The following is a 12,564-nucleotide window of genomic DNA, read 5'->3' as shown; positions in this document are numbered from 1 at the left end:
TGAAAAGGGAAAGAAAGATCGGATCGGGCAGCGAATTCACGCTGCTCGGTCCGGCGGCCCGGGCGTCAGGAACTCTAGGAAGAACAGGGGGGCGGAACCATCGGACGGGTCCGATAAAAGCCGGGGCGGGCGATGCGGACGCGAGCGCGCCCCTCGCGCATCGGCGAAGCAAGATGTGTCTTCGGTGGTGAATGCCGCCGCGCGAGAACCGGCGGCAGGCAGGCCCGTGGGGCCTGCGCCTCAGCGTGCGGTGCGAACGGCCGACTTGGGCCGGAAGGCCTTGCAGACCGTGTCGTCGGTCTCGAGGTACGGCCCGCCGATGAGGTCGATGCAGTAGGGCACGGCGGCGAAGATGCCGGGCACGAGCTGCGTGCCGTTGGCGTCCTTCAGCCCTTCGAGCGTCTCGGCGATCGACTTGGGCTGGCCCGGCAGGTTGATGACGAGGCTCTGGTCGCGGATGACGGCCACCTGCCGCGAGAGGATGGCGGTCGGCACGAAGCGCAGGCTGATCTGGCGCATCTGTTCGCCGAAGCCGGGCATTTCCTTGTGGGCCACGGCCAGCGTGGCCTCGGGCGTCACGTCGCGCAGCGCGGGGCCGGTGCCGCCGGTGGTGAGAACGAGCGAGCAGCCGGCATCGACCAGCTCGATGAGCGTGGCGCTGATGCGCGCAGTCTCGTCGGGGATCAGGCGGGCTTCGAATTCGAGGGGGTTCTTCAGCGCGCGGCCCAGCCAGTCCTTGAGCGCGGGCAGGCCCTTGTCCTCGTAGGTGCCGCTGGAGGCGCGGTCGCTGATGGAGACGATGCCGATGCGCACCGCGTCGAAGCCGCCGTCGCTCATGCGTCTTCTTCCCGGTCTTGCGCCGCAGCCGCTTCGGCGTGATCGTCGCCGCCATGCACCGCGAGTTGCGCGCGCACGAGCTGGAAGATCTCGCGGTAGGCCTTGCCCTGGCGCGGCGCTTCGCCGGCGGGACCGGACTTCAGGTCCTTGCGGGCCTGGCGCACGAGGGCGCGCAGCTGCTGCGAGTCGGTGGCGGGGTGGGTTTCGATCCAGCCGCCGAGGGCGTCGTCGTCGGCGATGAGACGTTCGCGCCAGCGCTCGGCCTCGTGCAGCGCGGCGGCTTCGGCGGCCGGCACGGTGTTCTGCTCGGTCAGCGCCTGCTTCACGGCCTCGAGCACCTCGGGGTCGAGGGCGCGCATGAGCTTGCCGATGAACTGCATCTGGCGGCGCTTGCCCTCGAAATTGGTGATGCGTTTCGCCTCGGCGATGGCATCGACCAGTTTCTCGCTCAGCGGGAGGGCGTCGAACAGGCCGGCGCGCAGGGTGAGCAATTCTTCGCCCAGTTTCTGCAGTTCGGCGCTCTCGCGCTTGAGTTCGGTGCGGCTGGCTTCGTCGGTGCCGCCCTTGAGCTCGCGCTTGAGCTCCAGGTCGAGTTCGCTGCCTTCGGCAACGAAGTGGCCACGGACGAAATAGCCTTTTTTGGGTTTGCGGGACATGGGGTGGATTCTGGGCCGCGCCGTGCGGCGCTGCAACGCGCACAGGGGGCGCGGAAGGGAAAACGTGAAACAGGGGGCGCAAGTATCATAGCCACCACATGACGACATCCTCCTCGCGCGCCGATTCCGGCTTCGCCTACAGCCGCTCCTTCTTCGAAAACCTGGTCGATTCGGCCCTGGCCCACGCCAAAAAGCTCGGGGCCACCGACGCCGGCGCCGAGGCCTCCGAGGGCTGCGGCCTGAGCGTCTCGGTGCGCAAGGGCGAGCTCGAGAACGTCGAGCGCAACCGCGACAAGTCGCTGGGCATCACGGTCTACGTGGGCCACCGCCGCGGCAACGCCAGCACCTCCGACTTTTCCGAGGCGGCCATCGCCCGCACGGTGCAGGCGGCCTACGACATCGCCCGCTTCACGGCCGAAGACCCGGTGAGCGGCCTGCCCGACGAGGAAGACATCGCCAAGGTGCAGCCCGAGCTCGACCTGTTCCACCCCTGGGACGTGACGAGCGAGCAGGCCGCCAAGCTGGCCCTCGAATGCGAGGCGGCGGCGCTGTCGACCGACAAGCGCATCACCAACAGCGAAGGCGCCGGCGTCTCGGCGCAGCAGAGCCACTTCTTCAGCGCCCACACGCACGGCTTTCGCGGCGGCTACGCCAGCTCGCGGCACTCGATTTCGGTGGCGCCCATCGCCGGCAAGGGCGACGACATGCAGCGCGACGCCTGGTACAGCTCGATGCGCTCGGCCGACGAACTGGCCAGCCCGCAGGCCGTGGGCCGCTATGCCGCCGAACGCGCGCTCAGCCGCCTGAAGTCGCGCAAGATCAAGACCACCGAATGCCCGGTGCTGTTCGAGTCGCCGCTGGCCGTGGGCCTGCTGGGCGGCTTGGTGCAGGCCGTGAGCGGCGGGGCGCTGTACCGCAAGAGCACCTTCCTGCTCGACTCGCTGGGCAAGCCCGTGCTGCCCAAGCACGTCGACGTGGCCGAAGACCCGCACGTGCTGCGCGGCAAGGGCAGCTCGCCCTTCGACGACGAAGGCGTGATCACCCGCGCCCGCAAGGTGGTCGATGCCGGCCGCCTCGAAGGCTACTTTCTGTCGACCTACTCGGCGCGCAAGCTGGGCATGAAGACCACCGGCAACGCTGGCGGCTCGCACAACCTGACGTTGAGCTCGCGCCTCACGAAGCACGGCGACGACCTCGACGCCATGCTCGCCAAGCTCGGCACCGGCCTGTTCGTGATCGAGCTGATGGGGCAGGGCGTCAACTACGTGACAGGCGACTATTCGCGCGGCGCCAGCGGTTTCTGGGTGGAAAACGGCCGCATCGCCTATCCGGTGCAGGAAATCACGATTGCCGGCAATTTGCGTCAGATGTTGATGGGAATTGAAGCGATTGGCGCAGATGCTTACACTTTCGGCGCAAAAACCACAGGGTCGATCCTGGTCAACCGCATGAAGGTGGCGGGCGCCTGACAGGCCCTGCCGCTCGCAACGGCGCTGGCTCGACGACCCCTCCATTCAAGGACAGGGGGACAGGACATGAGCAAACACAGCGCCGTACGCAAGCCGGCCCTCGAACACGAACTGCTGCGTGACCCGCGCCTGGGCTTCGAGCCGGCGGGCAGCAGCTCGGTGCGCTGCCTGCAGCACGGCGTGCCCTGGCCCTTCGACTGCTGGCACTACCACGACGAGTACGAGCTGCAGTGCATCAACCGCACCAGCGGCGACGCCTTCGTCGGCAACCACATCGGCCGTTTCGAGCCCGGCTATGTCGCCCTGGTGGGCGCACGGCTGCCCCACACCTGGATCTCGCACGACGTGCCGCCCGAGGGCGTGGCCGACCGCAGCATGGTGATCCACTTCCGCGACGCGCCCCTGCGCCAGGGCGTCGACCTGTTCCCCGAGCTGGAGACGGTGCTGCCGATGCTCGACCGTGCCAAGCTGGGCATCGAGTTCTTCGGCATCGGCGACCTCGTGCGCGAGCGCTTCGTGCGCGTGCAGAAGCAAAAGGGCATGGCCCGGCTGTCGGAGTTCATCGGCCTGCTGCATGAACTCGCCAGCTGGAGCGACTGGCGCCAGATCTCGAGCAACGCCGACCCGAGCGACGAGGACCCCACGGCCAACACCCGCATGCGCCGCGTGCTCGACTACCTGCACGCCCACCTGGCCGAAGAGCTCTCGCTGCCCACCGTGTGCGGCGTCGCCAACATGGCCGAGAGCAGCTTCTCGCGCTACTTCCACAAGCACATGGGCAGCACCTTCACCGACTTCGTCACGCGGCTGCGCATCACCAAGGCCTGCGAGATGCTGCAGGTGTCCGACCGGCTGGTGAGCGACATCTGCTACGAGGTCGGCTTCTCGAACCTCGCGAACTTCAACCGCCGCTTCCTGCAGCTCAAGGGCATGACGCCCTCGGCCTACCGGCAGCAGGCGCAGGAGCGTTTCGGCCTGCGCAGCGCGCAGCACACGCCACTCGCTGCCTGATGGGCGACTGATACGCACTTGCCTCTTGGGCTAAACCCCGAGACGGCTTGGCAGCAAAGTATCAGGTGCCCGGTGGGCATGTAGGAGGCCCTTCGGATCGGCCTCCTAACCTTCGTCTCGTTGCATTTGCCGGCATTTCGCCGGCAATTTGCACGAACAACGAAGGAGACAAGCATGCCGATTCCGCATTCCCACCGTCTGGCCGGCCTCGCGCTCGCGCTGGCCACGCTGGCGCCCGCCGCGCTGGCGCAGGTCTGCAAGGAGGACGTGCGCGTCCTGTCGCAACCGCGCGAAGGCCTGACGTTGCTCGAGAAATCGAAGGACGAGTTCAAGCGCCTGAGCGGTGCCTCGTTCAGCATCGACAACCTCAACGAGAACGACCGCCGCGCCAAGTCGCGCGCCGATGCGTCCACGGTCGGCAAGTACCACGTGTACTACGTCGACGAGGCCAACGTCGCGCAGTTCGTGCAGTCGAAGTGGATCGTGCCGCTCACGCCGTACTACCCGGCCAGCTACGACTACGCCGACTTCGACGCCGGCCGTCAGAAAGTCGCGACCTTCGCCGGCCAGGCCTGGTTCGCGCCCCTCACCGGCGGCGGCGACCTCATGGTCTACCGCAAGGACCTGCTCGAGAAGGCGGGCATCAAGCCGCCGGCCACGCTCGACGAGTTCGTGGCGGCCGTGAAGAAGCTCAACGACCCGGCCAACGGCGTCTACGGCGTGGCGCTGCGCGGTCAGCGCGGCTCGGGTGCCAACGTGTGGCGCTGGATGCCGTTCTTCCGCGGCTACGGCGGCCAGTGGTTCGACGGCGACAAGCCGGTCTTCAACTCGCCCGCCGCCGTGAAGGCGACCCAGACCTACCTGGATCTCTTCAAGTACTCCGCACCCGGCACCAAGACGGGCGGATGGGACGAGTCCACCGGCGCCTTCCTGGCCGGCAAGGTCGCGATCCTGGTCGAATCGACGCCGCTGGCGGGCAACGCGCTCGACCCGAAGATGTCGACCGTGGTCGGCAAGATCGCCTACGCCGTGCCGCCCACGCCGCTCACCGGCGGCGGCTACGGCCACGGCCTGGCCATCGGCGCGCGCGCCAACAAGACCGAAGAGGCCAAGAAGTGCGCGGGCCTGTTCATCGCCTGGGCCACCTCCAAGGAGAACGAGCAGCGCCGCCTCGCGCAAGGCCAGTTCGGCGAGCTCAACCGCACCAGCGTGCTCGGCAGCCCCGAGTTCGCCAAGCGCTATGGCGCCGACCTGGGCAAGGCGCTGGCCGACACCGGCAAGGTCACGGCCGTGAACTTCTGGCAAGACCCGGCCTGGCCCGATCTGGGCGACCGCTGGGGGATCATTCTGGAAGAGCTGATCACCGGCTCGCGCACCGACATCCAGGGCGGGCTCGACGAACTCGACGCCTACGCCAAGCAACTGATCGCGCGTCGCAAGAAGTGAGCATGCGTTCCCACACCACACGGCTGCCGGCCGTGTTCATCGGGCCGGGGCTGCTCGTGCTGGCGGTCCTGGCGCTGGTGCCGACGGTGTTCGCCATCGCCATCTCGCTGCAGGACCGCGAGCTGGGCCAGGCCGACACCGGCTGGGTCTGGTTCAGCAACTACGTGCAGCTGTTCTCCGACCGGCGCTTCCTGAACTCGGTGCGCGTGTCGCTGGTGTGGGAGGTGCTGACCGTCAGCGCCACCATGGCCCTGGCCGTGCTCATGGGCACGCTGATGCACCGCTGCGCCACGCCGCGCTGGCGCCAGGTGCTGTCGATGCTGTTCATCGTGCCGGTGCTGCTGCCGCGCGTGTCGGCCGCCTTCGTCTGGAAGTTCGCCTTCCATCCGCTGTTCGGCCTCATCACGTGGCCGTACAAGGCGATCACCGGCGAGCCGCTGGACCTGTTCGCCGACCCGGTGCTGGCGCTGCTCACGGTGGCCTTCGTCGACGTGTGGCAGTGGGGGCTGTTCTTCGGCGTCATCGTGCTGAAGCTGCTCGAAACCCTTCCGCCGCAGCCCTTCGAGGCCGCGCGTCTCGATCACGCGAAGACCTGGGAGGTGTATGCCTACGTGGCGCTGCCGATGCTGAAGGCGCCACTCATCAGCCTGGCCTTCGTGAAGATGGTGGAGTCGCTGCGCGCCTTCGACCTCATCTACGTGATGACGCGCGGCGGCCCCGGCATCTCGACCGAGACGCTCGACATGTACGCCTTCTCGCAGGGCTTCATCGAGTCGGGCCGCATCTCGTACGCGTCGAGCATGGCGGTGCTGATGATGGTCGCCTCGACGGTCGCGTTCACCTACATCTGGAAATGGACCAAGCCGTCATGAAGAAGCTTGCCATCGGAACGCTGCTGGCGCGGCTGGCACTCATCGCGGCCGGGCTCTCGGCCCTCGTGCCCGTGCTGTGGACCTTTCTCAACTCGTTCAAGAATCGGGTCGACATCGTCTCGGCCGTGCCGAAGTTCTTCTTCACGCCCACGCTGGACAACTACCTGTACGTGCTGAACCGCGAGGCCGTGGCGGCGGGCTTGGTCAACTCGATCGTGGTGGCGGGCGCGGCGGTGATCATCGGCGCGGTGCTGGGCCTGCCGGCCGCCTACGCGCTGGCGCGCTACCCGCTGCGTTGGGGCAACGACATCCAGTTCTTCGTGCTGTCGATGCGCTTCCTGCCGCCGGTGGCCGTGGCCATTCCGCTCATGGTGATCTGGCTGCAACTGGAGCTGTACGACTCGCGCGTGGCGCTCATCGCCACCTACACGCTGCTCACGCTCTCGACCGTGATCTGGCTCGCCATCCCGGCCTTCAAGGCGGTGCCGAAGGAAGTCGAAGAGGCCGGCCGCGTCGACGGCTACGGACCCTACGCGATCTTCTTTCGCATCGCGCTGCCGATCGCCGCGCGCTCGCTGGTGGGGGCCATCGCCTTCGGCTTCGTGCTGGTGTGGAACGAGTTCCTCATCGCGCTGATGCTCACCACCTCCGAGGCCAAGACGCTGCCCATCGTGGCGTCGGAACTCAGCCAGCTCGGGCGCGATGTGCCGTGGGGCATTTTGAATGCCTCGGTCATCCTGCTGTCGCTGCCGCCGCTGCTCATGGTGGGCGTGCTCAGCGGTTTTCTCAATGCCGCGTTCAAGCGCAAGCGGGAGGCTGAATGAACCCCGCCGCTTCCCTTTCTCCAGAACCCAAAATGTCTGCCATCCGCTGTCACCACCTCATCAAGCGCTACGGGGAAACGCAGGTCGTCCACGCCTTCGATCTCGACGTGGCCGACAACGAGTTCGTCGTGTTCCTCGGCCCCTCGGGCTGCGGCAAGTCGACCATCCTGCGCATGCTTGCAGGCCTGGAAGACATCAGCGGCGGCGACCTGCACATCGGCGGCCAGCGCGTGAACGACCTGCCGCCGCAGGAGCGCGGCATCGCGATGGTGTTCCAGAACTACGCGCTGTACCCGCACATGACGGTGCGCGACAACATCGCGTTCGGGCTCAAGCGGCTGAAGGTGCCCAAGGCCGAGATCGACAGCCGCATCAAGGAGGTGTCGGACACGCTGGGCCTGGAGCGCTACCTCGAGCGCAAGCCCACCGAGCTGTCGGGCGGCCAGCAGCAGCGCGTGGCGATTGCGCGCGCCATGATCAAGACGCCGAAGGTGTTCCTGTTCGACGAGCCGCTGTCGAACCTCGACGCCAAGCTGCGCAACCACATGCGCATCGAGATCGCGAAGCTGCACCAGACGCTGAAGACCACCACCGTGTACGTCACGCACGACCAGCACGAGGCCATGACGCTGGCCGACCGCATCGTGCTGCTGCGCGACGGGCGCATCGAGCAGGTCGGCACGCCGCAGGAAATCTTCGAGCGCCCACGCTCGGCCTTCGTGGCCGGCTTCATCGGCACGCCGCCGATGAACCTGATGGAGATGGCGGTGCATGGCCTGGACGGCGGGCAGTGCGAGCTGCGCGGCGGCGGCGGTTCGGTGCGCGTGGATGCGCGCCGCTTCGCGCTCGAAGGCCGCGCGCGCGTGACGCTGGGCGTGCGCCCCGCGCACCTGCACCTCGACACCGCCAAGGCGAGCAGCGAAGGCTTTGCGGGCGAGGTCCAGCTCATCGAATACCTCGGCAACGAAGTGCTGGTGAGCGTGGGGCAGGGTGGCGAAGAGATCGCCGTGCTCCTGCCGTCCGCGGCGGGCCCCCGGCTTGGCGAGCCGCTGCGCTTCGTGGCCGATGCGCAGCAGGTGCACCTGTTCGATGTCGCGACGGGCGCTTCGCTGCTGCGTCCGGACGCCGTGCTGCACTGAGTGGCGGCCCCCGTTTCAACCCTCTGAGAAAGATGCAATGAAAGCACTGGTTCTGGAAAAGGCGCACGAGATCACGCTGCGCGATGTCGAGCTGCCGCTGCACGTCGGCCCGCGCGACGTGAAGATCCGCATGCACACCGTGGGCGTGTGCGGCAGCGATGTTCATTACTACCAGCACGGCGGCATCGGCCCGTACGTCGTCGATGCGCCCATGATCCTCGGCCACGAGGCCTCGGGCGTGGTGGCCGAGGTGGGCGCCGAAGTCACGCACCTGAAGCCCGGCGACCGCGTCTGCATGGAGCCCGGCATTCCCGACATGGACTCGCGCGCCGTGCGCGAAGGCTTCTACAACCTCGACCCTGCGGTGCGCTTCTGGGCCACGCCGCCGATCCACGGCTGCCTCACGCCCTACGTGGTGCACCCGGCAGCCTTCACCTTCCGCCTGCCCGACAACGTGAGCTTCGGCGAGGGCGCCATCGTCGAGCCGCTGGCCATCGGCCTGCAGGCCGCGAAGAAGGCGGCGCTGAAGCCGGGCGACGTGGCGGTGGTCATCGGCGCCGGCACCATTGGCGCGATGACGGCACTGGCCGCGCTCGCGGGCGGCGCGGCGCGCGTGATCCTGGCCGACCTCGTGCCCGAGAAGCTGGCGCTGTTCGCCCGCAACCCGGCGGTGACGACGGTCGACGTGCGCAGCACCAGCCTGGCCGACACCGTGCAGGCCCTCACCGACGGCTGGGGCGCGAACGTGGTCTTCGAGGCCAGCGGCAGCGCGCGCGCCTTCGACAACGTGTTCGATCTGCTGTGTCCCGGCGGCTGCCTGGTGCTGGTGGGCATACCCGCCGCCAAGGTGGCTTTCGACATCGTCGCGATCCAGGCGAAGGAGGCGCGCATCGAGTCGGTGTTCCGCTACGCCAACATCTTCCCGCGTGCGCTGGCGCTCATCGCGTCGGGGCAGGTCGACGTGAAGCCCTTCATCTCGCGCACCTTCGCGTTCGAGGACGGCATCGCCGCGTTCGAGGAAGCCGCGGCCGGGCGCGTCACGGATGTGAAGATTCAGATCGAATTCCCTGCCGCCGCGGCGGCCTGAACGCCCCGCAAGGGCGCGGGGCAAGGGGAAACGCTGGGGAGTGCGCCGGCAGGGCGCGGCTACAGTGGCTGCGTTTTGCCACTCGCAGCCTTGCGCGCCTCCCTGCCCATGCTCTTGCCGTTTCGCAATGTCGTTCTCACCGGTGCCTGCGGCGGCCTCGGGCAGGCGCTGGCGCGTGAGCTGATTGCGCAGGGCGCGCGCGTCGCGCTGGTGGGCCTCGACACCGAGCGTCTTGCGGCGCTCGCTGCCGCAGCCGAAGGGCGTTGCAAGGCCTACACGCCCGACGTGTCCGACGGCCCCGCCATGCAGGCGATGGCGGCCGACTGGATGCAGCGCTTCGGCCCGCCCGACCTCGTGATCGCCAACGCGGGCGTGGCCGGCGGCTACGACACCGCTGAGGCCGATGACCTGGCCGTGTTCCGTCGCATGCTCGAGATCAACCTGCTCGGCGCGGCCACCACCTTCCAGCCCTTCGTGCAGCCGATGCGCGCAGCGGGCCGCGGCGCGCTCGTCGGCGTGGCCAGCATCGCGGGCTGGCGCGGCATGCCTGGCAACGGCGCCTACTGTGCAAGCAAAGGCGGCCTGATCCGCTATCTCGAAAGCCTGCGCGCCGAGCTGCGCGGCACGGGGCTCACGGTGCACACGGTGAGCCCGGGCTACATCCGCACCGCGCTCACGGCCGGCAACCGCTTCGCGATGCCGGGGCTGCTCGAAGCCGACGCGGCGGCGCGCCAGCTGCTGGCGGGCCTGGCGGCCCGGCGCGAAAAGATCGTGCTGCCGCGGCGCATCGGCTGGCTGTCGAAAGCGCTCGACCTGTTGCCAACGCCGCTGCATGACCGCCTGTTGCGCGGCCAGCCGCGCAAGCCGCGCGTGGGCGAGGTGGGTGCCACCGCCATCCCCGGCCTGAACTCCCAGAAAGAACCTCCCCGCCGATGACGCCTTCCGCTGCCGCCGCCACCGTTCCCACGCACGAACAGATCGCCCTCATCGGCGCCGGGCCCTCGGGCCTGGCGGGCGCTCGCAATCTGCAGAAGCTCGGCGTTCCGTTCCAGGGCTTCGAGGCGCACAGCGACGTGGGCGGCCTCTGGGACATCGACAACCCGCGCTCCACGGTCTACCACTCGGCGCACCTGATCTCGAGCAAGCGCACCACCGAGTTCGCCGAGTTCCCGATGGCCGACACCGTGGCCGACTACCCGAGCCACCGCGAGCTGCGCCGCTACTTCAGCGACTTCGCCGACCGCTTCGGCCTGCGCGCGCACTTCCGCTTCGGCACCCGCGTGCTGCGCGTCGAGCCGGTGAGCGACGCGCCCGACACGCGCTGGCGCGTGAGCGTGGAGGCGCCCGACGGCACGGTGGAAACCGACGAGTACAAGGGCGTGGTGATTGCCAACGGCACGCTGTCCGAGCCCAAGCATCCGCAGTTCGAAGGCCACTTCGACGGCGAGCTGCTGCACACCAGCAGCTACAAGCACGCGGAACTGTTCAAGGACAAGCGCGTGCTGATCGTCGGCGCCGGCAACTCGGGCTGCGACATCGCGGTCGATGCGGTGCACTACGCGCGCAGCGTCGACATCTCGGTGCGGCGCGGCTACTACTTCGTGCCCAAGTACGTGTTCGGCAAGCCGGCCGACACGCTGGGCGGCAAGCGTCCGCTGCCGCCGTGGCTCAAGCAGAAGGTCGACGCCACCGTGCTGCAGTGGTTCACCGGCGACCCTGTGCGCTTCGGTTTTCCCAAGCCCGACTACAAGATGTACGAGTCGCACCCGGTGGTGAACTCGCTGGTGTTGCACCACGTGGGCCATGGCGACATCGGCGTGCGCGCCGACATCGCGCGGCTCGCCGGGCGCACCGTGCATTTCAAGGACGGCAGCGCGCGCGACTACGACCTGATCCTCACGGCCACGGGCTATGCGCTGCACTACCCGTTCATCGACCGCGAGCTGCTCAACTGGCAGGGCATGGCACCGCGCCTGTACCTGAACATCTTCTCGCCGCGCTTCGAGACGCTGGGCGTGCTCGGCATGATCGAAGCCAGCGGCATCGGCTGGCAGGGGCGCTACGAGCAGGCCGAGCTGCTGGCGCGCTACTTCCGTGCGCAAGCCGCGGGCTCGCCCAAGGCAACGGCGCTGCGCACGGCAGTGCAGGGGCCGCCGCCCGACCTGTCGGGCGGCTTCAAGTACCTGCAGCTGGAGCGCATGGCTTACTACGTGCACAAGGACACCTACCGTGCGGCCGTGCGCCAGGCCGCTGCCGCACTGGCCGACTGATCGTCTTTCTACAAGGGGTTCCGCGCATGCTGCCTGTCGACGAGATCCGCCTGCACTTCAACCCGGCCTCGCTGGTGCTGCTCAACGTGGTGCTGGGCTTTTTGATGTTCGGCATTGCGCTGGACACGCGCATCGATGACTTCAAGCGCGTGGCGCGCATGCCCGGCGCGATGGCGGTGGGCATCGGCGCGCAGTTCGTGGTGCTGCCGGCCGTGACCTTCGTGCTCACGCTGATCCTGCAGCCGGGCCCGAGCATCGCGCTGGGCATGATCCTCGTGGCCTGCTGCCCGCCGGGCAACATCTCGCAGATCCTCACGCACCGCGCGGGCGGCAACGTGGCGCTGTCGGTGTCGATGACGGCCATCTCGAACGCGCTGTCGATCGTGGTGATGCCGCTGAACTTCGCGTTCTGGGGCGGCCTGCATCCCACGGCCTCGGTGCTGCTCAAGACCATCGCGCTCGACCCCTTCGACATGCTGGGCCACATCGTGATGATCATCGGCATTCCCTTCGTGCTGGGCGTGGCCTGTGCGCACAAGCTGCCGGGCCTCACGGCGCGCATCAAGAAGCCGGCGCGCATCCTGAGCTTCATGGCGCTGATCGCCTTCATCGTCGGCGCCATCGCGGGCAACTGGCGCTACTTCCTCGACTACGTGGGACTGGTGCTGATGGCCGTGGTGATCCACGACGCGCTGGCCTTCGGCACGGGCTACCTGTGCGCGCGGCTCTCGGGGCTGGGCGACTACGACCGGCGCGCGGTGGCCATCGAGGTGGGCATCCGCAACGCGGGGCTCGGGCTGGTGCTGATCTTCAGCTTCTTCGGCGGGCTCGGCGGCATGGCCGTGGTGGCCGGCGTGTGGGGCTTCTGGGACATCATCGCGGGCCTGGCGCTGGCGAGCTGGTGGGGGCGCAAGCCTGCGACGCCATGAGCGCCGCGCCGGGCCGCCCCAAGC

At 68.3% G+C, this 12,564-nt stretch carries 12 protein-coding genes; 10 read left to right on the top strand and 2 right to left on the bottom strand.

The genetic code is table 11. The features are described 5' to 3' along the window. Positions 1 to 240: 240 nt before the first annotated feature. Positions 241 to 837: a molybdopterin adenylyltransferase gene (gene mog / locus AC57B8_RS04910; protein ID WP_496478841.1), complete on the bottom strand. Its 597-nt coding sequence runs from the start codon at positions 835 to 837 to the stop codon at positions 241 to 243. Beyond that, the gene (gene yjgA, locus AC57B8_RS04905) at positions 834 to 1,493 is read right to left on the bottom strand and encodes a ribosome biogenesis factor YjgA (protein ID WP_062476481.1); all 660 of its coding nucleotides are present in this window, start codon (positions 1,491 to 1,493) and stop codon (positions 834 to 836) included. Before yjgA ends, mog begins: the two co-directional genes overlap by 4 nt. A 98-nt stretch (positions 1,494 to 1,591) precedes the next feature. Between yjgA and pmbA the strand changes: the two genes are divergently transcribed. The 10 genes from pmbA to AC57B8_RS04855 all read left to right on the top strand — a co-directional run bounded on the left by pmbA (position 1,592) and on the right by AC57B8_RS04855 (position 12,540). Then, the gene (gene pmbA / locus AC57B8_RS04900; RefSeq protein ID WP_062476484.1) at positions 1,592 to 2,962 is read left to right on the top strand and encodes a metalloprotease PmbA; all 1,371 of its coding nucleotides are present in this window, start codon (positions 1,592 to 1,594) and stop codon (positions 2,960 to 2,962) included. A gap of 66 nt (positions 2,963 to 3,028) precedes the next feature. Beyond that, entirely contained in the window at positions 3,029 to 3,973 is a 945-nt protein-coding gene (locus tag AC57B8_RS04895; protein ID WP_062476487.1) for a helix-turn-helix domain-containing protein, read from the top strand. A 174-nt stretch (positions 3,974 to 4,147) separates the two neighbouring features. Then, on the top strand, positions 4,148 to 5,419 hold the full coding sequence (locus AC57B8_RS04890) for an ABC transporter substrate-binding protein (protein WP_307693458.1): 1,272 nt from the start codon (positions 4,148 to 4,150) through the stop codon (positions 5,417 to 5,419). A gap of 2 nt (positions 5,420 to 5,421) precedes the next feature. Continuing rightward, a complete protein-coding gene (locus AC57B8_RS04885) occupies positions 5,422 to 6,291 on the top strand; it encodes a carbohydrate ABC transporter permease (protein WP_159276062.1) in 870 nt (289 codons plus the stop codon). Between the two features lie 11 nt (positions 6,292 to 6,302). After that, positions 6,303 to 7,115 carry a carbohydrate ABC transporter permease gene (locus AC57B8_RS04880; RefSeq protein WP_206167906.1) on the top strand — a complete coding sequence of 271 codons (813 nt, stop codon included), beginning with the start codon at positions 6,303 to 6,305 and terminating at the stop codon, positions 7,113 to 7,115. A gap of 32 nt (positions 7,116 to 7,147) precedes the next feature. Beyond that, on the top strand, positions 7,148 to 8,254 hold the full coding sequence (locus AC57B8_RS04875) for an ABC transporter ATP-binding protein (RefSeq protein WP_496478840.1): 1,107 nt from the start codon (positions 7,148 to 7,150) through the stop codon (positions 8,252 to 8,254). A gap of 37 nt (positions 8,255 to 8,291) precedes the next feature. Continuing rightward, positions 8,292 to 9,341, top strand: coding sequence for an NAD(P)-dependent alcohol dehydrogenase (locus AC57B8_RS04870; RefSeq protein ID WP_496478839.1), 1,050 nt, complete (start codon positions 8,292 to 8,294; stop codon positions 9,339 to 9,341). Positions 9,342 to 9,449: 108 nt separating this feature from the next. Then, positions 9,450 to 10,277, top strand: a complete 828-nt coding sequence (locus tag AC57B8_RS04865) for an SDR family oxidoreductase (RefSeq protein WP_496478838.1) — start codon at positions 9,450 to 9,452, stop codon at positions 10,275 to 10,277. Continuing rightward, positions 10,274 to 11,611: a flavin-containing monooxygenase gene (locus AC57B8_RS04860; RefSeq protein WP_496478837.1), complete on the top strand. Its 1,338-nt coding sequence runs from the start codon at positions 10,274 to 10,276 to the stop codon at positions 11,609 to 11,611. Before AC57B8_RS04865 ends, AC57B8_RS04860 begins: the two co-directional genes overlap by 4 nt. A gap of 26 nt (positions 11,612 to 11,637) precedes the next feature. Then, positions 11,638 to 12,540 (top strand): bile acid:sodium symporter family protein, encoded by a 903-nt coding sequence (locus AC57B8_RS04855; protein WP_496478836.1) that lies wholly within the window; start codon positions 11,638 to 11,640, stop codon positions 12,538 to 12,540. Positions 12,541 to 12,564: the final 24 nt, after the last annotated feature.

The sequence above is a fragment of the Variovorax sp. BGA-UO-ETr-C22 genome (genome assembly GCF_059567965.1).
Note: the sequence above shows the minus strand (reverse complement) of the source record. Positions and strands in the feature narration are given on the sequence as shown.